Annotated in this window: 28 protein-coding genes; 8 read left to right on the forward strand and 20 right to left on the reverse strand. The window is 63.5% G+C overall.

What is annotated here, in order from left to right:
* Positions 1-13 precede the first annotated feature (13 nt).
* The 4 genes from E5X34_RS12010 to eno form a co-directional block, all read right to left on the reverse strand.
* Positions 14-1,405, reverse strand: coding sequence for a pyruvate dehydrogenase complex E1 component subunit beta (locus tag E5X34_RS12010; RefSeq protein WP_292564570.1), 1,392 nt, complete (start codon positions 1,403-1,405; stop codon positions 14-16).
* Between the two features lie 15 nt (positions 1,406-1,420).
* Positions 1,421-2,476 carry a pyruvate dehydrogenase (acetyl-transferring) E1 component subunit alpha gene (gene pdhA, locus E5X34_RS12015; protein ID WP_292078825.1) on the reverse strand — a complete coding sequence of 352 codons (1,056 nt, stop codon included), beginning with the start codon at positions 2,474-2,476 and terminating at the stop codon, positions 1,421-1,423.
* Between the two features lie 176 nt (positions 2,477-2,652).
* Positions 2,653-2,976 (reverse strand): septum formation initiator family protein, encoded by a 324-nt coding sequence (locus E5X34_RS12020; protein ID WP_292564572.1) that lies wholly within the window; start codon positions 2,974-2,976, stop codon positions 2,653-2,655.
* Positions 2,977-3,133: 157 nt separating this feature from the next.
* Positions 3,134-4,408 (reverse strand): phosphopyruvate hydratase, encoded by a 1,275-nt coding sequence (gene eno / locus E5X34_RS12025; protein ID WP_292564575.1) that lies wholly within the window; start codon positions 4,406-4,408, stop codon positions 3,134-3,136.
* Positions 4,409-4,608: 200 nt separating this feature from the next.
* On the opposite strand from eno, the gene E5X34_RS12030 reads away from it, so the two are divergent.
* The gene (locus tag E5X34_RS12030; protein WP_280952541.1) at positions 4,609-4,731 is read left to right on the forward strand and encodes a hypothetical protein; all 123 of its coding nucleotides are present in this window, start codon (positions 4,609-4,611) and stop codon (positions 4,729-4,731) included.
* A gap of 61 nt (positions 4,732-4,792) precedes the next feature.
* On the opposite strand, the gene E5X34_RS12035 is transcribed toward E5X34_RS12030, so the two are convergent.
* The 6 genes from E5X34_RS12035 to E5X34_RS12060 form a co-directional block, all read right to left on the reverse strand.
* Positions 4,793-5,158 (reverse strand): PRC-barrel domain-containing protein, encoded by a 366-nt coding sequence (locus E5X34_RS12035; protein ID WP_292564578.1) that lies wholly within the window; start codon positions 5,156-5,158, stop codon positions 4,793-4,795.
* Between the two features lie 128 nt (positions 5,159-5,286).
* Complete coding sequence (gene kdsA / locus E5X34_RS12040) at positions 5,287-6,132, reverse strand: 3-deoxy-8-phosphooctulonate synthase (protein WP_292564581.1); 846 nt, start codon at positions 6,130-6,132, stop codon at positions 5,287-5,289.
* A complete protein-coding gene (locus E5X34_RS12045) occupies positions 6,129-7,004 on the reverse strand; it encodes a VOC family protein (RefSeq protein ID WP_292564584.1) in 876 nt (291 codons plus the stop codon). Before E5X34_RS12045 ends, kdsA begins: the two co-directional genes overlap by 4 nt.
* Positions 7,005-7,076: 72 nt before the next feature.
* Positions 7,077-7,367: a Dabb family protein gene (locus tag E5X34_RS12050; RefSeq protein ID WP_292564587.1), complete on the reverse strand. Its 291-nt coding sequence runs from the start codon at positions 7,365-7,367 to the stop codon at positions 7,077-7,079.
* A 102-nt stretch (positions 7,368-7,469) separates the two neighbouring features.
* Positions 7,470-7,598 carry a hypothetical protein gene (locus E5X34_RS12055; RefSeq protein WP_278161972.1) on the reverse strand — a complete coding sequence of 43 codons (129 nt, stop codon included), beginning with the start codon at positions 7,596-7,598 and terminating at the stop codon, positions 7,470-7,472.
* Between the two features lie 131 nt (positions 7,599-7,729).
* Complete coding sequence (locus E5X34_RS12060; RefSeq protein ID WP_292564590.1) at positions 7,730-8,995, reverse strand: NAD(P)/FAD-dependent oxidoreductase; 1,266 nt, start codon at positions 8,993-8,995, stop codon at positions 7,730-7,732.
* A 172-nt stretch (positions 8,996-9,167) separates the two neighbouring features.
* On the opposite strand from E5X34_RS12060, the gene E5X34_RS12065 reads away from it, so the two are divergent.
* Positions 9,168-9,827, forward strand: coding sequence for a 5-formyltetrahydrofolate cyclo-ligase (locus E5X34_RS12065; protein WP_292564592.1), 660 nt, complete (start codon positions 9,168-9,170; stop codon positions 9,825-9,827).
* On the opposite strand, the gene E5X34_RS12070 is transcribed toward E5X34_RS12065, so the two are convergent.
* Both E5X34_RS12070 and E5X34_RS12075 read right to left on the reverse strand, forming a co-directional pair.
* Positions 9,824-10,174 carry a hypothetical protein gene (locus tag E5X34_RS12070; RefSeq protein WP_292564595.1) on the reverse strand — a complete coding sequence of 117 codons (351 nt, stop codon included), beginning with the start codon at positions 10,172-10,174 and terminating at the stop codon, positions 9,824-9,826. The genes E5X34_RS12065 and E5X34_RS12070 overlap by 4 nt on opposite strands.
* Positions 10,175-10,213: 39 nt before the next feature.
* On the reverse strand, positions 10,214-10,687 hold the full coding sequence (locus tag E5X34_RS12075; protein ID WP_040994689.1) for an Lrp/AsnC family transcriptional regulator: 474 nt from the start codon (positions 10,685-10,687) through the stop codon (positions 10,214-10,216).
* A gap of 198 nt (positions 10,688-10,885) precedes the next feature.
* Here E5X34_RS12075 and ald point away from each other — a divergent pair, with 198 nt between their 5' ends.
* Complete coding sequence (gene ald / locus E5X34_RS12080; protein ID WP_292564598.1) at positions 10,886-12,001, forward strand: alanine dehydrogenase; 1,116 nt, start codon at positions 10,886-10,888, stop codon at positions 11,999-12,001.
* 464 nt (positions 12,002-12,465) lie between these two features.
* Here ald and E5X34_RS12085 read toward each other — a convergent pair whose 3' ends face one another.
* From E5X34_RS12085 to E5X34_RS12110, 6 genes are all read right to left on the reverse strand, one after another.
* Positions 12,466-12,933 carry a DUF1203 domain-containing protein gene (locus E5X34_RS12085; RefSeq protein WP_292564601.1) on the reverse strand — a complete coding sequence of 156 codons (468 nt, stop codon included), beginning with the start codon at positions 12,931-12,933 and terminating at the stop codon, positions 12,466-12,468.
* 242 nt (positions 12,934-13,175) lie between these two features.
* A complete protein-coding gene (locus E5X34_RS12090) occupies positions 13,176-13,733 on the reverse strand; it encodes an OmpA family protein (protein WP_292564604.1) in 558 nt (185 codons plus the stop codon).
* Positions 13,734-13,841: 108 nt separating this feature from the next.
* Entirely contained in the window at positions 13,842-14,405 is a 564-nt protein-coding gene (locus E5X34_RS12095; protein WP_292564673.1) for a GNAT family N-acetyltransferase, read from the reverse strand.
* Positions 14,405-15,256, reverse strand: coding sequence for a 3-mercaptopyruvate sulfurtransferase (gene sseA, locus E5X34_RS12100; protein ID WP_292564607.1), 852 nt, complete (start codon positions 15,254-15,256; stop codon positions 14,405-14,407). The genes E5X34_RS12095 and sseA overlap by 1 nt, the downstream gene beginning before the upstream one ends.
* 23 nt (positions 15,257-15,279) lie before the next feature.
* Positions 15,280-16,023, reverse strand: coding sequence for an alanyl-tRNA editing protein (locus E5X34_RS12105; RefSeq protein ID WP_292564610.1), 744 nt, complete (start codon positions 16,021-16,023; stop codon positions 15,280-15,282).
* Positions 16,023-17,057, reverse strand: a complete 1,035-nt coding sequence (locus E5X34_RS12110) for a cysteine synthase A (RefSeq protein WP_292564613.1) — start codon at positions 17,055-17,057, stop codon at positions 16,023-16,025. The genes E5X34_RS12105 and E5X34_RS12110 overlap by 1 nt, the downstream gene beginning before the upstream one ends.
* 191 nt (positions 17,058-17,248) lie before the next feature.
* Between E5X34_RS12110 and E5X34_RS12115 the strand changes: the two genes are divergently transcribed.
* Together E5X34_RS12115 and E5X34_RS12120 are read left to right on the forward strand one after the other, a co-directional pair.
* A complete protein-coding gene (locus E5X34_RS12115) occupies positions 17,249-18,097 on the forward strand; it encodes an SDR family oxidoreductase (protein WP_292564616.1) in 849 nt (282 codons plus the stop codon).
* Positions 18,098-18,181: 84 nt separating this feature from the next.
* Complete coding sequence (locus E5X34_RS12120; RefSeq protein WP_292564618.1) at positions 18,182-19,171, forward strand: alpha/beta fold hydrolase; 990 nt, start codon at positions 18,182-18,184, stop codon at positions 19,169-19,171.
* A gap of 55 nt (positions 19,172-19,226) precedes the next feature.
* On the opposite strand, the gene E5X34_RS12125 is transcribed toward E5X34_RS12120, so the two are convergent.
* Positions 19,227-20,684 carry a DEAD/DEAH box helicase gene (locus E5X34_RS12125; RefSeq protein ID WP_292564621.1) on the reverse strand — a complete coding sequence of 486 codons (1,458 nt, stop codon included), beginning with the start codon at positions 20,682-20,684 and terminating at the stop codon, positions 19,227-19,229.
* 388 nt (positions 20,685-21,072) lie between these two features.
* On the opposite strand from E5X34_RS12125, the gene E5X34_RS12130 reads away from it, so the two are divergent.
* The 3 genes from E5X34_RS12130 to waaF are packed head-to-tail and all read left to right on the forward strand — an operon-like array spanning position 21,073 to position 24,630.
* A complete protein-coding gene (locus E5X34_RS12130) occupies positions 21,073-22,605 on the forward strand; it encodes an acyl-CoA carboxylase subunit beta (RefSeq protein WP_292564624.1) in 1,533 nt (510 codons plus the stop codon).
* Between the two features lie 19 nt (positions 22,606-22,624).
* On the forward strand, positions 22,625-23,566 hold the full coding sequence (locus E5X34_RS12135; RefSeq protein ID WP_292564627.1) for a glycosyltransferase: 942 nt from the start codon (positions 22,625-22,627) through the stop codon (positions 23,564-23,566).
* A gap of 59 nt (positions 23,567-23,625) precedes the next feature.
* Positions 23,626-24,630 carry a lipopolysaccharide heptosyltransferase II gene (gene waaF / locus E5X34_RS12140; RefSeq protein WP_292564630.1) on the forward strand — a complete coding sequence of 335 codons (1,005 nt, stop codon included), beginning with the start codon at positions 23,626-23,628 and terminating at the stop codon, positions 24,628-24,630.
* A gap of 18 nt (positions 24,631-24,648) precedes the next feature.
* Here the strand turns inward: waaF and E5X34_RS12145 are convergent, their stop codons facing one another.
* On the reverse strand, positions 24,649-26,166 hold the full coding sequence (locus E5X34_RS12145; protein WP_292564675.1) for an NAD(P)H-hydrate dehydratase: 1,518 nt from the start codon (positions 26,164-26,166) through the stop codon (positions 24,649-24,651).
* Positions 26,167-26,433 lie beyond the last annotated feature (267 nt).

Consider the following 26,433-nt stretch of genomic DNA (forward strand, 5'->3'; position numbering starts at 1 on the left):
CCTCCCGACCGGCTCAGCGATAGGTAACGGCTTTGACCGCCTCGACGACCTCGCCGACATTGGGCAAAGCCAGCTTCTCGAGGTTCGCCGCGTAAGGCATCGGCACGTCCTTGCCGGCGATGGTTATCACCGGCGCGTCGAGGAAGTCGAAGGCGCGCTGCGAGACCTGGTTGGCGATGTGATCGCCGACCGAGTTCTGCGGAAAACCTTCCTCCACCACCACCAGCCGGTTGGTCTTCTTCACCGAGGCGATGATTGTGTCGAAGTCGAGCGGCCGGACCGTCCTAAGATCGATGATCTCGGCATCGATGCCCATGCCGCGCAGCTCGGCCTCCGCCTTGACGGCATAGGTCATGCCGATGCCGAAGGAGACGATGGTGACGTCCTTGCCCTTTTTGTGGATGCGCGCCTTGCCGATCGGCAGCACGAAATCGTCGAGCTTCGGCACATCGAAGGAATGGCCGTAGAGGATCTCGTTCTCGAGGAAGATGACCGGGTTCGGATCGCGGATCGCCGCCTTGAGCAGGCCCTTGGCGTCGGCCGCGGTGTACGGCATCACCACCTTGAGGCCGGGGATGTGGCTGTACCAGGCGGCGTAGCATTGCGAGTGCTGCGCGGCGACGCGGGCTGCTGCGCCGTTCGGGCCGCGGAAGACGATCGGCGCGCCCATCTGGCCGCCGGACATATAGAGCGTCTTGGCGGCCGAGTTGATGATCTGGTCGATCGCCTGCATGGCGAAGTTGAAGGTCATGAACTCGACGATCGGCTTCAGCCCGGCCATCGCAGCGCCCACGCCGACGCCGGCAAAGCCGTGCTCGGTAATCGGGGTATCGACCACGCGGCGCGGCCCGAATTCCTGCAGCAGGCCCTGCGTGATCTTGTAGGCGCCCTGGTATTCGGCGACCTCCTCGCCCATGACGAAGACGTCGCCGTCGCGGCGCATTTCCTCGGCCATGGCGTCGCGGAGCGCCTCGCGCACCGTGGTCGAAACCATTTCGGTGCCGGCGGGAATGTCCGGGTCGGCCGCGACTTCCGTCTTCGGTGCGGCGGCGACAGGGGCCGGAGCTTCGCTCTTGGCGGCAGCGGGCGTCGGCCCAGGCGCGGCTTCAACCTTGGCAGGTTCTTCCTCGCCGATGCCTTCCCCGGCCTTGTCGACGTCTTCGCCGTCGACCGCGAGCACGGCGATCACCGCGTTGACCTTGACGCCTTCGGTGCCGGCGGGAACGACGATCTTGGCCAGCGTGCCTTCGTCGACGGCTTCGACCTCCATCGTCGCCTTGTCGGTCTCGATCTCGGCGATGACGTCACCGGCGACGACCTTGTCGCCCTCGTTCTTCAGCCATTTGGACAGATTGCCCTCTTCCATCGTCGGCGAGAGCGCGGGCATGAGAATTTCGATCGGCATGTCCTTGCCCTCCCCTTAGAGTACGATGTCGGTCCAGAGCTCGGACGGATCCGGCTCGGCGTCGTTCTGGGCGAATTCGGCGGCGTCGGCGACGATGTCGCGAACTTCCTTGTCGATGGCCTTGAGCTCGTCCTCGCTTGCCCACTTCTTGTCGAGCAGCCGCACCCGAACCTGTTCGATCGGGTCGTGCTCGGAGCGCATCTTCTGCACCTCCTCCTTGGAGCGGTACTTCGCCGGGTCGGACATCGAATGGCCGCGATAGCGGTAGGTCTGCATTTCGAGGATGAGCGGGCCATTGCCGGCGCGGCACCATTCGGTGGCGAGATCGGCTGCCGACTTCACGGCGCGGACGTCCATGCCATCGACCTGGATGCCCGGGATCTTGAAGGAGGCGCCGCGATGCGAGAAGTCGGTCTCTGCCGACGAGCGCGACACCGACGTGCCCATGGCGTAACGGTTGTTCTCGATGATGTAGATCACCGGCAGCTTCCACAGCGAGGCCATGTTGAAGCTCTCATAGACCTGGCCCTGGTTGGCGGCGCCGTCGCCGAAATAGGTCAGCGAGACGTTCTTGTTGTCGCGGTAGCGGTTGGCGAAGGCGAGACCGGTGCCGAGCGACACCTGGGCGCCGACGATGCCGTGGCCGCCATAGAAATGCTTCTCCTTGGAGAACATGTGCATGGAGCCGCCCTTGCCTTTCGACAGGCCGCCGCGGCGGCCCGTCAGTTCGGCCATGACGCCGCGCGGCGACAGGTCCATCGCCAGCATGTGGCCATGGTCGCGATAGGCGGTGATCATCTGGTCGCCTTCGACAAGCGCCATCTTCATGCCGGTGACGACGGCCTCCTGGCCGATATAGAGATGGCAGAAGCCGCCTATGAAGCCCATGCCGTAAAGCTGGCCAGCCTTCTCCTCGAAGCGGCGGATCAAGAGCATATGCCGGTAGGCGGAGAGCTCTTCCTCCTTGGTGAAATCAGCGGGCTTGGGCGCTGACAGATTGGGCTGCTTGTCGGATCTGGACTTGTTGTCGGATCTGGATTTGGCGGGCGCTTTTTTGGCGGCGGTGGCCATGCGTCACTCCCTGTTGGCGTCTCTTTGCGGACATTCAGGGAGATCGAAAAGTCTCCCCACCGATTTGCGCGAGGCTAACATGCAAGGATGCATTGCGCCATGCTGAAAAATGCATGGCTGGCATGCATCTAAGCGATTAGAATCATTGCAAATAACGGCGATTAACCGAAATTCGGTTATTTCGTCGCGGAGGGCAGCATGATGGTGATTTCGTCGGGCTGAGACAGATTGAGCGCCTTTCGGGCCTGCTCGTCAAGCATATCCTTTTCCAGCGTGCCTTCATGAATCAACTGGACACGGCGCTCGAAGTCGACCCGGCGCGCCTTCACGGCATCAAGCTGGGCCTGCAGTTCGGCCGCCCGGGCCTCGAGCCGGTATTTGGAATAGATCCCGAATTCGCCGTGATAGGCGTGGAAGCCGAAATAGGCCAGGAACAGCACGCAAAGCGAGGGGATGATCAGCCTGCCGGTGTTTCTCTGCTTGTGCTGACGTGTCCACATGACCCGAACCCTCGCGGCCGCGAACGCAAACGACCATGAGTCGTATTTCGCCTGATTGTGCTTAATGGACGGTTACGGGCGACCTGGTGCGGGGCCGCCGGAAACGAAAAAGGGCGGGAATGCCCCGCCCTTTCCGAACTGTTCCAAACAGGCTGGATCAGCCTTTGAACACCGACTTGCCGGCGTAACGCGCCTGCTTGCCGAGCTCTTCCTCAATGCGGATGAGCTGGTTGTACTTGGCCATGCGGTCCGAGCGCGACAGCGAGCCGGTCTTGATCTGCCCGCAATTGGTGGCGACCGCGAGGTCGGCGATGGTCGAATCCTCGGTCTCGCCCGAGCGATGCGACATGACGGCGGTGTAGCCGGCCTTGTGCGCGGTCTCGACCGCGTCGAGCGTCTCGGTCAGCGAACCGATCTGGTTGACCTTGACCAGGATCGAATTGGCGACGCCCATGCGGATGCCGTCGCGCAACCGCGCCGTGTTGGTGACGAAGAGGTCGTCGCCCACGAGCTGGGTCTTCTTGCCGATCAGGTCAGTCAAATACTTCCAGCCTTCCCAGTCGTCCTCGGCAAGGCCGTCCTCGATGGTGATGATCGGATAGTCGGAAGCGAGCTTGGCAAGGTACTTGGCCTGCGCCTTCGGATCGCGGGTCTTCTTCTCGCCCTCATAGACGTAGTTGCCGTCCTTGAAGAACTCGGTCGCCGCGCAGTCGAGGCCAAGTGCTACATCCTCGCCGGGCTTGAAGCCGGCCTTCTCGATCGATTCCATGATGAAATCGAGAGCCGACGGCGCGCTCTTCAGGTTGGGGGCAAAGCCGCCCTCGTCGCCGACATTGGTGTTGTGGCCGGCATCCTTCAGCTTCTTGCGCAGCGTATGGAAAATCTCCGAGCCCCAGCGCACGCCGTCGCGCAGCGTCGGCGCGCCGACGGGCAGGATCATGAACTCCTGGAAGTCGATCGGGTTGTCGGCATGCGCGCCGCCATTGATGATGTTCATCATCGGCACCGGCAGGACATGCGCCTTGGCGCCGCCGACATAGCGGTAGAGCGGCAGGCCGGCGGCCTCGGCAGCGGCCTTGGCGACCGCCAGCGATACGCCGAGGATGGCGTTGGCGCCGAGGCGGCTCTTGTTCGGGGTGCCGTCGAGCTCGATCATCGTCTGGTCGATATGGATCTGGTTCTCGGCCTCCATGCCGCCGATCGCCTCGAACAGCTCGCCGTTGACCGCTTCGACGGCGCGCTGCACGCCCTTGCCGAGATAACGCGGCCCGCCGTCGCGCAGCTCGACCGCCTCATGCGCGCCCGTCGATGCGCCCGATGGCACCGCGGCGCGACCCATCGAGCCGTCCTCCAGCACCACGTCGACCTCGACGGTCGGATTGCCACGGCTGTCCAGGATTTCACGCCCGACAATGTCGATGATGGCGGTCATTTGCGATGTCCCCGATTGATCGATTGAAGCGTCGCGCCCCTCTTAGCCAAAGCGGCGCAAAAGGCAATCGGCGCGCCAGCAATTATTGCCGCGGGCCGGATTCACGAAGCGCAAATTTCTGTCATCATAAGTCATGCCCATCGCGTGGCCTTCTCGTCTATGGTCGCGTTCGCGCGGGGCGAAACAGGAGGAGTTTCGCCATGTCCCAGTTGAGCGGTATCGTGAGTTTGTTCCTGATCGCGGCGGCGTTCCTGACGTCGTGCGACGACCAGAAACCGCAGCAGAGTTCGGTGGAATTGTCGACGCTCCAAGCGGCGCAGTAGTTCAAAAAGCCAAAGGCCCCCGGGTTTTGCCCGGGGGCCTTTCAGCGCACCTATCAAGCGGTCAATGCCAATAGGGCTTCACGTGATAATACTGGAATGAGGCATCGCGTGCCGCTTCGCCGTCGGCGCCGGTCAGCTCCTCGATCGAATATGCGGGCGCGGCCTGCAATTGCTCCTTGGTGAACGGCACGACATAGCCGCCTTTGTCCTCATCATAGTCGAGCGTCGCCCACGGGACGGCGTGGTACTTCTCGCCCATGCCGAGGAAGCCGCCGAAACCGATCACTGCGAACATGATGCCGTTCGACATCTTATCGAGCATCACGTCCTCGATACTGCCGATGCTCTTGCCTTCGGTGTTGTAAACAGACGTGCCGATGACGCGCGAGGCGGCGATGGCTTCGGTGTGCCCGGACGGGGTGGTCATGGTGGTGCTCCTCTCGATTGAATGCCTGCATTGACAATGAGAGGAGCGGGTGAAGGTTCCCGACTTTTGCATGCTGTCGACCAGGCAGTGCCAACTCCCACAAGCCAGCGCGAGGTCCGTCGCCGCAATCAGTGCCCCTTGGCGATGCGGTCGAAGGCCATCAGCTTTTCCAGCAGCGCCGGCATGTCCTTGAGAGGCACCATGTTAGGGCCATCTGAAGACGTGGAATTGTCGGGGTCCTGATGGGTCTCGATGAAGACACCGGCCACACCGACGGCAACGGCCGCGCGCGCCAGCGTCGCGACGAAGCGCCGTTCGCCGCCGGAGGAGCCGCCCAGCCCGCCCGGCTGCTGCACGGAATGGGTCGCGTCGAAGATCACCGGAGCGCCGATCTCGGCCATGATCGGCAACGAGCGCATGTCCGAGACCAGCGTGTTGTAGCCGAAGGAGACGCCGCGCTCGGTGGTGAGCACGTTCGCATTGCCGGAACCGGTGATCTTGGCGACGACATTCTTCATGTCCCAGGGCGCGAGGAACTGGCCCTTCTTCACATTGATGACCTTGCCGGTCCTTGCCGCGGCGACCAGCATGTCGGTCTGGCGCGACAGGAAGGCGGGGATCTGCAGGACATCGACGTGGGGCGCGACGATGGCGCATTGTTCCTCGGTGTGGACGTCGGTCAGCACCGGGAGCCCAAACTCCTTGCGCAGATCGTCGAAGATCGGCATCGCCGCTTCGAGTCCGGCACCGCGGGTCGCCGAAAGCGAGGTGCGATTGGCCTTGTCGTAGCTGGTCTTGTAGACAAGGCCGATGCCCAGCCGGTCCGTCAGTTCCTTCAGCGCGCCGGCCATGTCGAAAGCGTGCTGGCGCGATTCGAGCTGGCACGGGCCGGCGATCAGCGACAGCGGCGCATTGTTGGCGAAGACGACCTTGCCGACGGTTACCGATGAATTGGGCGCCAGGGGCTTGCTCATGGGATCTCCCGGAAGATGAAGGCGGCGCCCTGCCCGGGCGCCGGCGGAACGAAGATATCATTGCCGCTCATGTTGTGTCGGACTGCGTTGTCCGCAAGCAACTGCTTGGCGGCGGCCGTATCGCGAACCGAGAAAACGATGGCCGTGAAGCGCAGGTTCGGCGATGGCGCGACTTTCAGCCCAAAGCGCGAGCCATAGTCTTCGCACGAAAGAACGCTGAGGACCGCATTCGGCAGCCGCACCGCGTCGCCATCGCGCGCATCCGCTTCGGCGGCGGTCGCGATCAATCCGATCTGGGCTGCGGGCCTGTCACTGACGGCGATGATTTCGAGAATACCCGTCACGCCATTGGCGTGCGCCTGCAGCGCCGTGCGATCGATCTTTGGCGCGTTGATGCGCTGGCAGGCGAAGAAGAAGGCCTCGTCGGCCTCCTTGTCGGATACGAATGCCAACTTGAAGGAAGCCATGTCGCTCTTGCCGTTTGCGTCGGTAAAGGCGCGCGAGAAGCTCAGCATCCCGCCGGCCGAAAGACCGGCCTCGACATAGCGTCTATGATCGGCATCCGCATTGGCCGTTCCGAAGACAACAGCAGAAAAACCTTCCTCGCCAAGGGTTTGACGGTAGAGACGGTCGCGCGCGACGAAGACATTGCCTTCGCTTATGGCGAGGTCCGCCGTCTGTTCATTTCCGATCGCCAGCGGCTCCAGATAGGTGCCGTCGGCGAAAAAGACGCAGGCATTCTCCGTGCCGAAGGGGTGAATGCCCGTGGGCGCGACGACAAAGCCGAGCGACGTCAGGCGCGAGCGGACGGCATCGAGGTTCTGTGCCGGCAGAACGAGATGGTCGAGCGGATGAGCGGATTTTTTGGTCATGCCGGCGCGGTTTGCCCCATTCCGCCCCGCGGTTCAAGGGCGCGGGATCGACAGTATGCGCGCTATGCCGGTTCAGGCCGCGGCAACGACATCGGCCGAATAGCGCAGTTCGCGCATCGGCTTCACCTTGCTGGTCGTATCGGCGTAGATCGGATGCGCCTTGTAGGCGGCAAGCGCCGCCTCGTCCTCGAACTCGGCATAGACGACCACGTCGATCGCGTTGGAGAACAGATCGACCTTGGTGTTGAGCGTCACTTCGAAATGCTTGGAGTACGGAATCTTGCCCAGCGCCAGCAGGCCCGAGCGCACGGCCTCGACATCTTCCTTGCGCCGCACGCTGAAGAAAACGATGTGCCGGATCAAGCCAACCTCCGTGATCGTCGATTCAGCGGTGTTTTTGTGGGAGCGACGCCTGGGCGTCAACCAGCAACGATGTCGCGCCCGCGATATGCAATCCGCCAGGCTTTATCCGGTGACTTGGCGCACGATGCGCGACATTTCCCGCACGGTCACGTCGAGATAGTGACCATGATTGTAGAGGCCATCCCAGATCAGGAAGAAGGCAATGGCTGCGATGACGATTACATAACGCATGGCTAAAACTAGCGCATGTGGACGGCTGGAACCAGACTTGAAGCGGCAGCGGTCCTTCGAGTTCACGGCTTTTTGCGCCGGGCCGCTTCTCCAGGCCGGTCACCAAGCCCTCGACAGCGGCGCCAAGGAAATCAGCTCTTGTCGTCGTCGCCCTGCGTGATCAGGCGCGCGCTGCGCTGACCGGTGAGATATATCCATAGCCAGCTAAGCGAGACCGCCAGGCGGTTGCGAAAATCGATCAGGAAATAGATGTGGGCGATGCCCCACAGCCACCAGGCGAGCCAGCCGGTGAGCTTGATCCAGCCGAAATCGATCGCGGCGGCGCGTTTGCCGATCGTCGCCAGATCGCCGGCATGCCGGTATTGGAAAGACCGCGGGGCGGTGTCGCCGGCAAGCCGCGCCTTGATCGTAGCGGCGACGTGCTTGCCCTCCTGCTTGGCCGACGGCGCTACACCCGGCACAGGCTTTCCATCCGGCCGCAACACATGCGCGGTATCGCCGATCACGAAGATCTCCGGGCTGCCGGGCACGGTCAAATCAGGTTCGACCAGCACCCTGCCCGCCCGGTCGGCGGAAGCGCCCAGCCATTCGGCCGCCGGCGAAGCTGCTACGCCGGCGGCCCAGATGATCGTCCTTGCCGGCAACTGCTTGTCGCCGAAGACGACGCCCTCGGCATCGAGTTGGGTGACGGGGCGGCCGAGCTCGACGGTGACGCCGAGCCGTTCCAGCGCCTTGCGGGCGTAGTCGGAAAGCTGCGGCGCGAAATTGGCCAGGATGCGGTCCCCCGCCTCGATCAGCACGACTCGCGCCTGGCGCGTGTCGATGTTGCGGAACTCGCCGCGCAGCGTGTCATGCGCCAGCTCGACAATCGTGCCGGCGAGCTCGACGCCCGTCGGCCCGCCGCCGACGATGACAAACGTCAGCAACGCCTGGCGCCTGGCGGGATCGGCTTCGCGTTCTGCCTGCTCGAAGGCGAGCAAGATGCGGCGCCGGATCGTGGTGGCATCCTCGAGCGTCTTCAGCCCCGGCGCGAACGGTTCCCATTCGTCATGGCCGAAATAGGCGTGGCGCGCGCCGGTGGCGAGCACCAGCGTGTCATAGGGAACGGAGCTGCCGTCTTCCAGCAGCACGCGCTTGCCGGCGCGGTCGACGCCGGTGACAGTGCCGAGAAGCGTCGTCACGTCCTTGCGCCTGCGTAAGAGATGACGGATCGGCCAGGCCACTTCCGAGGTCGCCAGCGACGTCGTCGCCACCTGGTAGAGCAGCGGCTGGAACAGGTGGTGATTGCGCTTGTCGATCATGGTGATGCGCACCGGCGCACCAGCCAGCGCGCGGGTGAGTTCGAGCCCGCCGAACCCGGCGCCGACGACCACGACATGATGCCTGGCTTCGCTCATTTCATCCACCTCGCGGTGTAAAACTACCACATAGAATGTAGGTATTTTTGTGCGCTGCAACAACATCTTGCCGGCTGGAAACATGCCCCAGAGTCGTCGCGCGGCGTCGTGAATGCATATGTAGCGCGTGCTGCCGCAGGTATAGCGTGAGACCCCATGACAGGAGCCTATCATGGCTGACAATCGCGACGACGAAGGGCGGGCCCAATACGCATCACCGCCCTGCTTCATGCATGAACTCGATCCGGAATACCGGGCGCCGCTGTCCGATTGGACAGATATCAGGCGTTGGCGCAAGGCCGAACGCGAGCGGCTCATCAATGCCCGGCTTGCCGTCTCAGCCGATGCGCGCGCCGCCATGTCGGCACGTATCGCGGACGGCCTCGACGCGCTCATCGGCGACATAGAAGGCCGGATGGTTAGCCTCTATTGGCCGTTTCGCGGCGAGCCGGATCTGCGTGGCTGGATGGCCTCTATCAACGAGCGCGGTGGCCGCACCGCGCTGCCTGTCGTCATCGAGAAGGGTCAGCCGCTGATCTTTCGCGCGTACAAGCCGGGCGACCGGCTGGAAAAGGGCGTCTGGAACATTCCGATCCCGGCCGAAGGTGATCCGGTCCTGCCCGACATCGTGATTTCGCCGATCGTCGGCATCGACCCAGGCAAGTATCGGCTAGGCTATGGAGGCGGCTTCTACGACCGCACGCTGGCGGCCATGCCGTTCAGGCCGCTGGTGATCGGCGTCGGTTACGAATTGCAGCGCATTCCCACCATCTACCCGCAACCGCACGATGTTCCGATGAGCGAAGTGGTGACTGAGGCGAATTCCGCCTAAACGGTCCAGGTCCAATCGATCGGATAGTGGAAAATCGGCGTGAAAGTGACGCCGACCGCCTCCATGTCCCTGCGGCCGTCGACGACCATCTCCTTCAGGGTGTTGAGTTGCGCCGCATGCTCGTCGGTATCCCAGACGCTAACTTGGACCATCTCGCCTTTCGGCGAGACGCCCGAATAAAAGTGGAGGAGCCCCGGCAGCCGTCTGACGGCTGGGATGATGTACTGCGCGGTCTTCTTGCTGGCGGCATCAACCTGGGCAAACCGAGCCGGATCGAAGCTGGCGCGCGAGATGCGGATGACGGAGGTTGTCGGCAATGACTCGGCGAGCGTAGTTCTTTCTGTCATATCGCAGCTGCTGCCTCCTGCTGGTTACGAGTCCAGATACTAGGCCATCTCGGGCCGCAGCCCGACTGCCGTACGGTCGACGATCTCGCGCAGCGCGAAGGACGAGTTGATCTTCGTCACATGCGGCATGGCCGACAGCCATTCCTTGTGGATGCGCTCATAGTCGACAAGGTCCTTCGCCGCTATGCGCAGGATGTAGTCGTATTCGCCCGACATCAGATGGCAGGAGAGCACGTTCGGGCAGCGTTTGATCGCCGCCTCGAAATCCGACAGCGTCTTTTCGAATTGGCCCGACAGCGATATGTGCACGATCGCCGTCATCTGGTGGCCGAGCGCGGAATTGGACAGCCTGGCGTGATAGCCGCGGATGGTTCCGGACTTTTCGAGATTGTCGAGCCGGCGCGAACAGGCCGATTGCGACAGGCCGACCTTCTCGGCAAGCGCCGCGTTGGGTATCCGGCCATCCTTCTGCAAAGTCTCCAGAATGGCGATATCAATCCTGTCGAGCGGCATTTTTCGTGATTCCTGCGAACTTCTTCCTATTTTGCGCAACGATTATCGAAGAGCAGCCCTTGCCGCAAGTGCATTCGCAAACACATACGGAACGATTCGTGGTTGACTGCCATTACTGCATGTCGCCTTCGTGCTCGAGGCCGATGGCATGCACGAGTGACAGGGAGAGCGCCCTTCGAAGGCGCACAGGAGAAGAAAATGCGTGTCGGCTGCCCCAAGGAAATCAAGAACCATGAATATCGCGTCGGCCTGACGCCCGGCTCGGTCCGCGAATATGTCGCGCATGGCCACGAGGTGCTGGTCGAGACCGGCGCCGGCGCCGGCATCGGCGCCGATGACAACGCCTATCGCGCCGCTGGCGCCACCATCGCCAAGACGGCCGCCGACGTGTTCGCCAAGTCGGACATGATCGTCAAGGTCAAGGAGCCGCAGCCTAATGAATGGATGCAGCTGCGCGACGGCCAGATCCTCTACACCTACCTGCACCTGGCTCCGGATCCGGAACAGACCAAGGGCCTTCTCGCTTCGGGGGTCACAGCGATTGCCTACGAAACCGTGACCGACGACCGCGGCGGCCTGCCGCTGCTCGCGCCGATGTCGGAAGTCGCCGGCCGCCTGTCGATCCAGGCCGGTGCGACGGCGCTGCAGAAGGCCAATGGCGGCCGCGGCGTGCTGCTTGGCGGCGTGCCCGGCGTGCTGCCCGGCAAGGTGACCGTGCTCGGCGGCGGCGTCGTCGGCCTGCATGCGGCCAAGATGGCGGCCGGCCTCGGCGCCGACGTCACCATCATCGACCGCTCCATCCCGCGCCTGCGCCAGCTCGACGACATCTTTGGCGGCCGCGTCCACACCCGTTACTCGACCGTCGAGGCGCTGGAAGAGGAGTGCTTCTCGGCCGACGTCGTTATCGGCGCCGTGCTGATCCCGGGCGCAGCGGCGCCCAAGCTCGTCACTCGCGAGATGCTTTCCGGCATGAAGAAGGGCTCGGTGCTCGTCGACGTCGCGATCGACCAGGGCGGCTGCTTCGAGACTTCGCATGCCACGACCCATGCCGATCCGACCTATGAGGTCGACGGCGTGATCCACTATTGCGTCGCCAACATGCCAGGCGCCGTGCCGGTCACTTCGGCGCACGCGCTCAACAACGCGACGCTGCACTATGGCCTGCAGCTTGCCGACAAGGGCCTCAAGGCGCTGGTCGACGACCATCATTTGCGCAACGGCCTCAATGTCCATAAGGGCAAGATCACCAACCGCGCCGTCGCCGAAGCTCTCGGCTACGAAATGGTCGAGCCGAAGGCGGTGCTTGCCGCCTGACATCCGTCAAGAATTCCTCCTGTCACGCCCGCCGGGTCATTCCGGCGGGCTTTTTCTTGCGCGCAAGCAAGGCTCTCGACAGGAAATCCGGGCAACAAAAAAGCGGAGCAAAAGCCCCGCTTCCTCGAGGTTGCGATCTGCCGCCGGTCCATCCGCGGTCGACTGATCATCAACCACTGCTTTTTAGCGCAGCAGTACGACGGGAATACGACAGTCTTGAAACGCTCGGTTTCCATCTTACCGGCCATCGTGCCGCCTGTGTGAAGTGCTTCACATTCGCTCGGCGGGAAAGATGCCTAGACACGCAGTGCTACTGGCGGTCTGTGCTGCTTGCCGGGTTCGGACAATCCCGGCCTGGCAGCACTTGCCGACAGCTTCTGTCAGACCCTCCAACGGCCCGCCTGACCATCGGCGGGCTTCTTTTTTCTGGGGGCATGTTCGTTTGCGATCGGACCGGTTTGGGATCAGGCCCGCTCGATGCGGCATTGATAGCAATTGTTCCGCGCCGAGCGGACATGGATGTAGGCGATGTCGTCACGCTCAAGCAGTGTCGTCGCGCGAGCGGCGATGTCGTCCGTCGGCGTGACCGCGCCGCTGCCATAGACGATGCGGTCGTCCTTGCCATAGCCCCTGACGATATAGTCGCTGCTAGCGAGCATTTCCGGCAGCGCCTCCCCGTCGGCGGCGCGTTCGCATTCCTCGGCGTGCAGGAAGATCGGGCCGGTCTCGGCATAGGGCTGCAGTTCCGGGAACGGCCTGTAGGCCACGATGAGATAGCCATCGCCGGCTGCGACGTTTTTCAGACAGTGCCTGCAGGGCACGCCGTCGCCGTCGGAGATCCGGTGTTCCGGGGCAAGGCCATAGGCGTCGGGCCCTCCCCGCTGCAAGGCGCGCACGGCTGCGGTCGGCAAGGCTTTGAACTGGATGCTCATGGCAATCTCCGCTGTCGATGTCCGGAAATTACGCCTTGGCGGTAGTGCCTCCCACCCGATTCCTGCCGAGAGCGTTTCACCGGTTCACGGAAACGGCGAACCGCTCTAACTCTTTGTTTTTCCGCAATTCCGGACGGAAAACCGCTCACACTTTTCCTGGAATTGCTTGAGCGGCGCGCACATGAAGAGCCCGGCTGCCTTGCACAACCGGGCCCTCGACTATCGGCGTTCTCGGCTGAGCGTTACCGCACGAAATCGTCAAAGCGGCGCAGCGTCACGCGGCGGTTGCGCCAGTTCTCCTGCTGGGTCGGCACGAGCAGGAATTCCTCGCCATAGCCGACGGTTTCCAGCGCGAAGGAGGGCACGCCGAACTCGCCTACCAGGGTCCGCTTCAGGGAGGCGGCCCGGCGCTCGGACAGGACCTGGTTCGATTCGAAGGAGCCCACGGCGTCGGTGTGGCCCTCGATCAGGATGCGGGCGCCACGGTCGCGGCGCAGGATGCGATGGAGCGCGTCGGCGATGATCTCGACCTTGCCGTATTGCGAAGAGGCGATGGCGGCCGAGCCGAACTCGAAATTGATTGACTGGATATCGATCGAACGCGCCATGCGCCGCAGATCCGGCCGGCGCTTGAACTCGCGAATGGTGACACGTTCATTGGGGCGCAGCTTCTTCCTGGGCGCGGCGTCGAGCTGCCGCTCGATCGTCGCGGCCGAAGGCGTGGTCGCCTGCGCGAATGCCAGGCTCGGCATGGCAATTGCAGCGATCGCGGCGACAGCAAACATACGTCGGGTCAACATGTCTTTCTCCTGCAAGCTCGGCCTCGTAATGCGGCCGGACAATGACAAAGACAGTCTGAAGCGGCGATGAACGGGATGTTCAGGCCCAAGGCAATTCAAGGGAACGGCTTAGCCTCGCATGACGCTGGCCGAACGCTCGGCGAAGGTCAGCGGGTGCACGACTTCCTTCTTCTGCGCCACGGGCGTGAAGCCGAGTTTCTGGTACAGCGGTAGTGCCGCCGGATGGTCGAGCGTGCAGGTCTGCACGGACACGAACTTTGGCCCATATGCCCAGGCCGCAGAGATCGCCGCGCCGAGGAACCAGCGGCCGATGCCCTGGCCATGTGCATGTTCCATCATGCCGAAATAGGCGAGCTCCACTTCGTCCGGAAGATGCGGCTTTAGGTCGAAGAAGCCGGCTGGAGCGCCGTCGAGATAGAGCACCCTGACGTCGCGGTCCTCGCGGTGCAGGCCGGCAGCAAGCTCCTCGTCGCTCATCCTCAGCACATTGACCCAGTGCCATTTGCGCCCGACGCGATCTATCAAATAGCGGTAGAAATGGAGCGGGATGTCCTTGGTCTTCAGCAGCGCGATCTGCCGGTTGTAGGGGATGGGCGGCGAAACCGCGGGTGCGGCATGCATCTCCAGGAACGTGACTGTGACATCGATAGCTTGCGGCGCGCCGTCTTCCATCATTCTTTCCCCGTCGCCACCGGCGTGTCGCTGAGACCGCCCCATTCCGTCCAGGATCCGTCATAAAGCCGGTTCTCGGTATGGCCGAGCGTCTCCAGCGCCAGCGTGATCGCCGCCGCCGTGATGCCCGAGCCGCAGGAGGTGACGACCGGCTTCGACAGGTCGATACCGGCATCCTCGATCACCTTACGCAGTCGATCCGTGGGCAGCAGTTCGCCATTCTCGGCAAGCGCAGTGATCGGGACATTATGCGCGCCCGGCATATGGCCCGAACGGACGCCAGGGCGCGGCTCCGGATCGGTTCCGGCAAAACGGCCGGGCGAGCGCGCATCGGCGATCTGGCTCTGGCGGCCCTCGACGATCCTGCGCATCTCGTCGAGGCCGACAACCCGGCCGGCATCGAAATCGGCATGGAAGACGCTCGGCGCGATCTTGGTCGGCTCGGACGTCACGGGCCGCCCCTCGGCCTTCCAGCGGTCGAAGCCACCGTTCAGGATGTAGACCTGGAAAACGCCCATGACGCGGAACATCCACCAGGCGCGCGGCGCCGAGAACAGGCCAGGCCCGTCATAGATGACGATGGTGTCATCAGCCGTAACACCCATGGCGCCGACATATTGGGCAAAGTGCTGCGGCGAGGCCAGAGTGTGCGGCAGGTTGGAATCCGGATCGGAAACTGCATCCTGGTCGAGGAAGCGCGCACCTGGAATGTGCGCGGCATCGTATTCGGCGCGGGCGTCTCGCTTTTGCGCCGGCAGATACCAGGAGGCGTCGATGATGGTGAGGCCGGGCTCGCCAAGCTGCTTCTCCAGCCAGTCGGCGTCGACGATGAAAGGACTGTCCTGCGCCATTTTTTTGTTCTCCCTGGCCCGCCTCAGTTCGCCGGCATTGGTCCGAAGCGGATGCGAAAGCGGCGGTTCTCGCGGCCTTTCTTCTCGATCTTGCCGATATGAATCTCGCCGACCTCGCCGGTCGACTTCACATGCGTTCCGCCGCAGGGCTGGCTGTCGACCGAGCCGTTGTCGCCGATGCAGACCAGGCGGATTTTTCCTGTGCCGACCGGCGGGCGGACGTTCTTCGATTTGACCAGGCCGGGATTGGCGGCGAGCTCTTCGTCGGTGATCAACCGGGTGAAGATCGGATGATCGGCGCGCACCAGTTCCATCAGCCGGGCCGTCACATCTTCCTTGGTGAAGCCGGTGTCGGGGATATCGAAATCGACACGGCTGTCGTCCTCGGCTACCGCCGCCCCAGTGATCGGAAACGGGCAAACGACGGTCAGCAGGTGGCAGGCGGTATGCATGCGCATCAGAAGGTGCCGCCGCTGCCAGTCGATCGAGAGCTTCAGCCTTTCGCCGACAGCGGGGAGCGGCTGCTCCGGCGGCGGCACGTGGATGATCTCGTCCTTGGTCTCGCCTGTGATGGTGGCGGCGATCGCGATGCGGCCGCCGTCCGCTCGTTCGAGCGTGCCGGTATCGCCCGGCTGTCCACCCGACGTGGCGTAGAAGATGGTGCGGTCGAGAAGGATGCCGCCCCGATCGTTGATGGCGACAACCTCGGCCTCGGCCGTCGTCTGATAAGCGTCGTCGCGAAACAGCGCCTCTGTCTTGTGCGCCATCATGCTACCTTTTCGAACGGCACGGAAATGTCGGCCTTTTCTTCCATCCAGCCCGGCACCGGAAGGTTCTTGCCGCGCAGGAACTCCGGATTGAAGAGCTTGGACTGGTAGCGCGTGCCGTAGTCGGCAAGGATCGTCACGATGGTGTGGCCGGGTCCGAGCTCGCGCGCGAGCCGAATGGCGCCGGCGATGTTGATGCCGGTCGAACCGCCGACACAGAGGCCCTCTTCCTGGATCAGGTCGAAGATGATCGGCAACGCTTCCTCGTCCGGGATCTGGTAGGAGAAGTCCGGGCTGAAGCCTTCCAGATTGGCGGTGATGCGGCCCTGCCCGATGCCTTCGGTGATCGAGCTGCCGTCGGATTTCAACTCGCCGCTGGTGTAGAAACTGTAGAGCGCGGCGCCCAGCGGATCGGCGAGCGCGATCTTGACGTCCTTGCTCTTGCCCTTGAGCCCCAGCGCGACACCGGCGAGCGTGCCGCCGGAGCCTACGGCCGAAACGAAGCCATCGACCTTGCCGCCGGTCTGGGCCCAGATCTCCTCGGCCGTCGTGCGGACATGACCGTCGCGGTTGGCGACGTTGTCGAACTGGTTGGCCCAGATCGCGCCGTTCGGCTCCGAGAGCGCCAGTTGCTCGGCAAGGCGGCCCGACAGCTTCACGTAATTGTTCGGGTTCTTGTAAGGCACGGCCGGCACTTCGATGAGCTCGGCGCCCAGGATCTTGATCGTGTCCTTCTTTTCCTGGCTCTGCGTGTCGGGGATGACGATCACGGTGCGGTAGCCGAGCGCCTTGGCGACCAGCGTCAAGCCGATGCCGGTGTTGCCTGCAGTGCCTTCGACGATAAGCCCGCCCGGCTTGAGCAGCTTGCGCTGCTCGGCGTCGCGAATGATGAACAGGCCGGCCCGATCCTTCACCGATTGCCCCGGATTCATGAACTCGGCCTTGCCGAGGATCTCGCAGCCTGTCGCTTCCGAAGCCTTGTTGAGCCGGATCAGGGGCGTGTTGCCGATCGCTTCGATCACAGAACGGGGCATGCGGGATTCCTTCATGTGTGCGGCGAGACCCTAAAAACCGGACGCCGCGGTTTCAAGGCAAGATTTTGCCTGGTCCAGTCGCATTGCGGATGGTGCAACGCTCGCGACCATTTCGGCGCCAGGTGCAAAACCGCTCTTTTCAACCGAATTCTCCGCCGCTAGAGCAAACCGGAACATCGGCAGGACACCCTATGACACTCTACCGGGCCAATCCGAAAGACGGTGTCGCTTGGATCACGGGCGGCAGCAGCGGGCTTGGTCGCGCGCTGGCCAAGGATCTCGCCAATCAAGGCTATGCCGTCGCGGTGACCTCACTGCCGGAAGATCCAGCCGACACGCTGATCGTCGAAACGGCGCAAATGTCCGGGCATGTGAGGTCCTTTCCCTGCGACGTCACCGACGAGCAGGGCATGGCGCGCACGGCCGCCGCGATCGAGGAGCAGATGGGACCGATCGTGCTTGCCGTCTTCAACGCCGGCAACTACATCGCCACCCCCGGAGAGAATCTGGTGGTGCGCGATTTCCATCGTTCCTTCGCCGTGAACTATTTCGGCATCGTCAACGGCGTGGTGCCTGTCGTCGAGCATATGCGCGGACGCGGACGCGGCCATGTCGTTCTTGTCGGATCGGTCACCGCCTATTCCGGCTGGCCGACAACGGCGGCCTATGGCGGCACCAAGGCCGCGATCAACATCCTGGCGGAATCGCTGAAATACGACTTCGACAAGATGAACATCCGCATCCAGGTCATCAATCCGGGGTTCATCGACACGCCCTTGACCGAAAAGAACAAGCTGCCGATGCCGGGCCTCATGCCTGTGCATCGCGCCTCGCGCCGCATGGCGCGCGGCATCAGGAAGGGCGGCTTCGAAGTCACCTTCCCGTACCACATAAGCTGGCCGTTGAAGCTGCTCGGCCTGCTGCCGCGGCCGATCGGCCGCTTCGTCATCGGGCTCACCACTCACTGGTGGGGGCGGCCACTGCATTTCGATCGCAGGCCGGCGGGCGGAAAAGACCCATCCCGCGACAAGGCGTCATAAACCGGCGCAACATAAGCCAGCGAAACAGCGATTGCCTGGCGCCGGGGACGGCCATAGGTTGAGAATCATTGCTTGGAGACCGGAATGGGGCGGCGGATCGTGCTGGCGGTGCTTGGCCTTGCAGTCATCCTGGTCGCCGGCTTCTTCCTTGGCCCGCGCGTGCCGGTAGACACCACAATCCGCTTCAATCCATCGGTGATCGGCGACGATCCGCAGGCCTATCTGGCGCGGGAAGAGGCTGCCGTGCCCAACATCCGCGACGGGCTCGACAAGGAGATCATCTGGGCGAACCCGATGGTCCACGCCAAGACGCCTTTGGCCATCGTCTATATCCATGGCTTTTCCGCCTCAAAGGGAGAGGTTCGCCCGCTGCCGGACGATGTCGCGGACGAATTGGACGCCAACCTTTATTTCACGCGCCTGACCGGTCACGGCCAGGACGGCGCGGCCATGGCGCAAGGAAGCGTCAATGCGTGGATCAACGACTATGAGGAGGCTTTGGCCATCGGCCGCGAAATCGGCGATAAGGTGATCGTCATCGGAACCTCGACCGGCGGCTCGCTGGCGGCATGGGCAGCGACAGAGCCGGGTGCTTCCGACGGTGTCGCGGCCATCGCGTTCATTTCACCGAATTTCGGCGTCAAGGCCTCCGGCGAGGAGCTGCTGACCATGCCCTGGGGCGGACAGATCGCCGAGCTTGTCGGCGGCAAGGAGCGCAGTTTTCCCGCGCGCAACGCGCTCCATGAAAAATTCTGGACGACCAAATACCCGATGAAAGCGGTGCTGCCGATGGCCGCGCTCACCGAGCTCGCCTATGGGGCGCCGGTCGAGAAGGCAAAGATCCCTGCCCTGTTCATCTTCTCGGATTCCGACAAGGTGGTGCGGCCGGATCGCACACGCGAGATCGCCGGGCGCTGGGGCGGTCCGCACGAGCTGGTGCCGGTCGACGATACCGGCGATCCGGACAATCACGTCATCGCCGGCGATGTGCTGTCGCCGCAGACCACACGCTTTCTAACGGAGCGTATCGTGGTCTGGGTGAAGGCGTTGATGCAGCAGCAATCTGGCCAGTGAAACGAAAACGGCCGGAGCATTCGCTCCGGCCGTTCCTCGATCAGATTTGATGAGCTCAAGCAGCGCGGTTCGCCGGACGCTTGCCGCCGAAGCGGCGCTTGTTGTTGCCCTTGAAGCGCTTGAAACCGCCGGGTTTGCGCTCGCCGTTCGGCTGCGCGGCCGCCGGGCGTTCGCCCTGCGGCTTCGGTCCGCGCTCGCCGTTGGGCTTGCCGGCGAAGTGCTTCTTGCCACCGCCATTGCCCGGTCGGCGGCCATCGCGGCGGCCGCCATGATGCTCGCGGTCATTGGCCGGCTCGAAATGGCGCTCGGTCTTTTCCCTGGGGTCGCGCTGCGGATCCGGGCTGCCGAGGTGGTCGGCAACGACCGGCAGCTTCATGCGGATGATGCGCTCGACCTGCCGCAGCTTGGCATTCTCCGAAGGATCGCAAAGCGTGATCGCGATGCCGTCCCTGCCGTTGCGACCCGTCCGGCCGATGCGATGGACATAGCTTTCCGCTTCGTCCGGCAAGTCGAAATTCACGACATGGCTGATGCCGGGCACGTCTATGCCGCGCGCCGCGATATCGGTCGCGACCAGGATGCGGACCGAGCCGTCGCGGAAATCGTTGAGCGCCTTCTGACGGGCGTTCTGCGACTTGTTGCCGTGGATGACGGCGGCTTCAAAACCGTCGCGCACAAGATCCTTGGTGACACGATCGGCGCCATGCTTGGTGCGCGAGAACACGATCACCGTGCGCATCGCCTCGTCGGCCAGCATATTGGACAGCACCTGGCGTTTCTGCCTTGTGCGGGCAAGCACCACGCTCTGCACGATCTCGGCGGCGGTCGTGCTCTGCGGCGAGACCTCGACGCGGACCGGATTCTTCAGGAGGCCCTTGGCAAGCTCGGCGATCTCGTCGGGCATGGTGGCCGAGAACAGCGCCGTCTGGCGATCCGGCGCGGTTGCCTTGGCGATGCGCTTGACGTCGTTGATGAAACCCATGTCGAGCATGCGGTCGCCCTCGTCGAGGACGAGCCATTTGGTGTCGGCAAGGATAAGGTCGCCCTCACGCACCAGGTCGGTCAACCGTCCAGGCGTGGCGATCAGGATGTCGACGCCGGGCGCGATCTTCTTCACCTGGCTGAAGCGCGAGACGCCGCCGAGCACCAGCGCGGTCGAGATATGCGCGCCCTTGGCGAGCAGCTTGATGGTGTCCTCGATCTGCACGGCGAGCTCGCGCGTCGGCGCCAGGATCAGCGCGCGCGCCGTCTTTGGTCGGCGCTTGGTGCCGAGGCCGATGATCTTCGACAGGATCGGCAGCGCGAAGGCGGCCGTCTTGCCAGAACCGGTCTGGGCGATGCCGAAAATGTCGCGGCCTTCGAGCTGCGGCGGGATGGCCTGCACCTGGATCGGCTTCGGCTCGGTGAAGCCGGCGGCCAGCGTGGCCTTCAGCAGCGCGCCGCCGATGCCAAGGGCCGCGAAACCGGAGAGTTCCCCAGCGTCGTTGTTGGGGAGAGTGTTTTCGTTGGTCAAATTTATCTTCTTTCAAGCGGCGCAATCGCCGCAAACGTCGATGGCGGCAGGGCGCAACCTGCCGTCGAAACAAATATAAGGAAACGACAAGGCGGCGGACGTGTTCGTCCGCGCGGCTGCGCTGTCGTGCCCGTGGACTTCATGCCTCGGGGCTTTTTCGCCGTCTCGCCGATCGACCTTGGTCGACTTGAAAGAGGGAAAACAGACGCAACCAGTCTCATTCGTGGAGAAAGCCGGACAGGCCGGCCCAAGCGCCTATGGGTTGCATATGGCCGAGTTCGCCTTGGAATGCAAGGGGCGTCATGTTGCAATGCAACAAAACGAGGGTGCTTGCGCTCTCCTGCCCTCGCCATTACCACAAACCACTTATCCGTTTTGGGGACCAGCGATGAAAGACGTGCTGAAAGAACTCGAACGCCGCCGCGATATTGCCCGTATGGGCGGCGGCAAGGACCGTATCGAGGCGCAGCACAAGAAGGGCAAGCTCACCGCCCGCGAGCGTATCGAGGTCTTCCTCGATGAGGGCTCGTTCGAGGAGTTCGACATGTATGTCGAGCATCGCTCGACCGATTTCGGCATGGAGAAGACCAAGATCGCCGGCGACGGCGTCGTCACCGGCTGGGGCACGGTCAACGGCCGCCCGGTCTATATCTTCGCCAAGGATTTCACCGTGTTCGGCGGTTCGCTGTCGGAGGCGCATGCCGAGAAGGTCATCAAGGTGCAGGAGATGGCGCTGCGCAATCGCGCGCCGATCATCGGCCTCTATGACGCAGGCGGCGCGCGCATACAGGAAGGTGTGGCGGCGCTTGGCGGCTATGCGGAGATTTTTCAGCGCAACGTGCTGGCCTCGGGCGTCATCCCGCAGATCTCGTTGATCATGGGCCCTTGCGCCGGCGGCGATGTCTATTCGCCGGCCATGACCGACTTCATCTTCATGGTGCGCGACACTTCCTACATGTTCGTCACCGGACCGGATGTCGTGAAGACGGTGACCAACGAGACGGTGACCGCAGAAAGCCTCGGCGGAGCTTCCGTCCACACCACCAAATCCTCGATTGCGGACGGCGCCTATGACAACGATGTCGAGGCGCTGCTGCAGATGCGCCGGCTGGTCGATATGCTGCCGGCATCCAACACGGCGGAGATTCCCGAGATCGAGTGCTACCAGTCGGTGACGGACCACGACCTGTCGCTCGACCGGCTGATCCCCGACAACGCCAACAAGCCCTATGACATCAAGGAACTGATCCTGAAGGTCGCCGACGAAGGCGACTTCTTCGAAATCCAGCAGAGTTTTGCGAGAAACATCGTCACTGGCTTCGGTCGCGTCGAGGGGCGCACGGTGGGCTTCGTCGCCAACCAGCCGATGGTGCTGGCCGGCGTGCTCGATTCCGACGCCAGCCGGAAGGCGGCGCGCTTCGTGCGCTTCTGCGACTGTTTCTCGATTCCCATCGTCACCTTCGTCGACGTGCCGGGTTTCCTGCCTGGCACCGCACAGGAATATGGCGGGCTGATCAAGCATGGCGCCAAGCTGCTCTTCGCCTATGCCGAAGCGACCGTGCCGAAGATCACCGTCATCACCCGCAAGGCCTATGGCGGGGCTTATGACGTTATGGCGTCGAAGCATCTGCGCGGCGACATGAACTATGCCTGGCCGACGGCGCAGATCGCCGTGATGGGCGCCAGGGGCGCGGTCGAGATCATCTACCGCAAGGACATCGGCGATCCGGAGAAAATCGCGGCTCATACAAAGACTTACGAGGATCGCTTCCTGTCGCCCTTCGTCGCCGCCGAACGCGGCTATGTCGATGAGGTGATCATGCCGCATTCAACCCGCCGCCGGGTGGCGCGCGCGTTGCGCATGCTGCGCAACAAGGACATGCAGAACCCCTGGAAGAAGCACGACAACATCCCGTTGTGAGAAGCCGCGCCGACAAGAAATGCGCATAACCCTTGCAGCTCAGAGCCTTATTCCGGCCAAGGGGTATGGCGGCACGCAGCGCCAGGTCGAATGGCTGGTCACCGAACTGGTCAGGCTGGGGCACCAGGTCCTCCTGATCGCCGCGCCGGGATCGTCGCATCCGATGTGCGAGGTCAGGCATGCGGTCAGCGATGCCGAGTGCAGGGCGGCGATCCCCCGCGACACGCAGATCGTCAATCTCCACGCCTGGAAAGTCGAGGTCCCCTTCCCGACGCTCAACACCGAGCACGGCCACCTTCCGGACTATCCGCGGCCGCAGCCCAACTGGAACTTCCTCAGCGCCCGTCATGCCGAGCTGCATGGCCGCAAGACCTTCGTCTACAACGGGTTTCCTGTGGACGCTTACCGGCTGACGCCGACGAAGAACGATCATCTCTTCTTCATGGCGGCGATTGCGCGCGCCGGAAAGGGGCTGAACCGCGCGGTGGATCTTGCCAAGAAATTCGACTTCATCCTCGATATCGCCGGCGGCTCGCGCTGGAAGCTGCTCGGCCGCAGCAAGACGCGCCGCGAGGGCGTGTTTTTCAAGAGCCTTTCCGCCCGCTACCGCTTTCACGGCATGGTCGACGGCCAGGACAAGCTGCGCCTGCTGGGTGAATCGAAAGCATTCCTCAACCCGATCTCCTGGGAAGAGCCGTTCGGCATGGCGCAGGTCGAGGCGATGTTATGCGGCACTCCCGTGCTCACCACGCCACGCGGCGCGCTGGTGGAAACCGTCGATGCCGATACCGGGCGCTTCTTCCAAACCGACGAGGAGTTTGGACGCGGTCTTGCTGAGATCGGAGGCCTGTCGGCGCAACGATGCCGCCAGTCGGCCGCCGACAGGTTCCCCATCGAGAAGACGGCGCAGGCCTATCTGGAACTCTATGCGCGCATCCTTGATGGCGAAGCGCTTCCGTGACAAATCACCGTTATATTAGCCGTTGGTGGCGATTGTTCCGGATCTAAAGGTAGCGCCTGTTGCGTCCCATCCTCGTCTTCTGCTTGCCGGCGATCGGAGACTTCATTCGTTGCCATTCGGCAATTCAGATTCTGGCCGAGAAGTTCCCCGGGCATCCGATCGACGTCGCCACCTCGCCGCTTGCCGCGCCGCTGGCGCGGTTGATGCCGCATATCAGGAAGACATGGATTGTCGAGAAACACTGGAAGCCCGGGCTGAAACAACGGGCCGGTCTGGCGCGCGAAATCCGCAAGGAGAACTACCAGGCGGCCTATATGCTCACCAGCAGCACCAAGGCCGCGCTCGTGCCATGGCTGGCCGGCATACCGGAACGCATCGGCTATCCACGGGAATTCCAATTCGGCATCATCAACCGCCTGCCTGCCGGCTGGCTGAAGAGCTTCATGGCGTTCGGTCCGCGCAAGACCAGATTGTACGAACAGGTCTGCGCCATCGCGATGCTGGGTGAAAAGCCAGCCGATCGCATGAGGTTGCCTGCGCCGCAAATGGCTATTTCGGCCGCAGAGCTTTCCGATTGGCGCGCCCGACACGGGATCGATCCTGCGCGACCGGCGCTGGCGCTTTACACGTCCGCTTTCACCAACTTCCGCTCATGGCCGGCGGAGCGTTTCATCTCGATAGCGAAGGATCACGCCAGGCGCGGCTGGTCGGTTTGGCTCACCGGCGGCCCACGAGAACGCGAGGCCGCCGCGCTGATACGGGCAGCGCTTCCGGAGGCGGTGGATTTCACGTCGACACCGCAACTGACCGACGCCATGTGCCAGATCGCCGCTTCGACCGTCTTCCTCGGCGTCGATGGGGGCCTCTGCCATGCGGCCGCAGCCTTGGGCGGACCATGCGTGCTTATCTTCGGATCAAATCGGTCTTATGAGACAGGACCTGTAAACGATCAGGTGCGTTATCTCGAGCCGCCGATTTCGACGCCGAGCTGGGTGCTTGATACACGCGGTGTCAGCGAGGAGCGGGTTCTCGCGGCCTTGGCCGACGCAGCATCTGGAAAATGAATCTGAGCGCCGTTCGAATCATCGGGCAGTGCCCTCCAGCAGGTCGCGAAGAACCGGGAGCATGGCCAGGGGCAGGTCTTCGGCTATCAAGCCCGGCCCGAAACGGCTGCCAGCCTCGGCATGGATCCAGACCCCGGCGCAAGCCGCGTCGAAGGCTGGCATGCCCTGGGCAAGGAGGCCCGCGATGATGCCTGCCAGCACGTCGCCCGAACCGGCGGTGGCAAGCCAGGGCGCGCCATTGCCGTTGATCGCGGCGCGGCCGTCCGGCGCGGCGATCACGCTGTCGGCGCCCTTGTAGACGATCACGGCGTTGGCGCGTTGCGCGGCGGCGCGCGCCTTGGTCAGCTTCGACAAAGCCTTGTCGCCGGCAATGTCCGCGAACAGCCTGCCGAACTCACCCTCATGCGGCGTCATGATCAACGCTGGCGCATCTGGCCTGCCGGCTGCCTCGAACAGCGTCGAGGCCGCATTGCGAAAGGACGTGATGCCGTCGGCGTCGAGCACGAGGCCCTCTACCCCGCCGTCCTGTCGCTTCCTGGCCAGCACGGCGAGCGTGAAATCGCGCGCCTTGTCGCCGATGCCGAAGCCGGGGCCGAGGACAAAGCTGGACGGCCGGCGATCGCCGATCAGGTCATGCACGTCCTCGATCGCGTCAACCTTGCGCAGCATGATGGAGGTCAGATGCGCCGCGTTGACCTGCATGGCGTTTGCCGGCGAGAGCACGGTGACGGCCCCTGCCCCGCTTCTTGCGGCCGCCAGCGCCGACAGCCGCGCCGCACCGGTCGCCGATGGTCCGCCCGAAAAGACGCTCGTATGGCCGCGCTTGTATTTGTGCGCGTCGACCGCCGGCGTCGGAAAGTTCGCGATCCAAAGCCCGGGTCGGTTCTCGAAGGTCCTTGGCGCGATCTCGTCGATGATCTCGTCGCGAATGCCGATATCGGCCAACACGATCTCGCCGCATCGCTCGCGGCCCGGCAGCAGCAGGTGCCCGGGCTTCTTTCGTGCGAAGGTCACCGTGAGGACCGCGCGAAATGCCGAGCCAAGAACTTTGCCGCTATCGCCGGAAACGCCCGAAGGCAGGTCGATCGCGACCACCGGCAGGTTCATCCCTGTCACGATGTCGACCGCTGCCTTGGCGTCGCCGGTGAGAGGCTTCGACAGGCCAGCGCCAAAGAGCGCGTCGACGACCAGCGAACCGGCTTCGGGAGAGAGGGCCGACAGCGGTCGCCGCTCCAGGGTGCAGGCGGCAGCCGCGAGCGCGGCGTCACTGCCTGGCCGCGGTTCGCCTAACGCCCACAGAGCCACATCGACGCCGGCCTCAGCCAACAGCCGCGCCACGACATAACCGTCGCCACCATTGTTGCCGGGGCCGCACAGCACATGCGCCCTCTTCGCGCCCGGGTGGCGCGCCAGCACCAGGGTCGCGACTGCTTCGCCGGCGCGTTGCATCAAACCGTAGCCGTCGAGCGGCCCGGCCGCGATCGCCAGTCTGTCCGCCTCGGCCATTTCGGCCGTCGATAGAAGTTCATTGCGCATGGGATTGCCGATCTCCGTGCGATCAAGCATTGTCCAGTTTTCGGTTCGAAGCAAACCGCCGCGGCCGCGCATCGTTTGCAGATGCGGCCGCATCCGAGAGGGGTCTGATTGCTATTTGCGCTTCCTGCCCATTTTTTATGCAGGATTGAGGAGGGGCGATGTATAGGGTTTGGGCGTCCATGCCGCATCCGGCGCAGCGGATGACGCGAATTTGCATCCGGGCGCGATGCGGAATCGAAAACGCCCTGCGCCGCCTCTGCTCCCCTG

Origin of the sequence: Mesorhizobium sp. (assembly GCF_004963255.1) — a bacterium.
GTDB lineage: Bacteria > Pseudomonadota > Alphaproteobacteria > Rhizobiales > Rhizobiaceae > Mesorhizobium.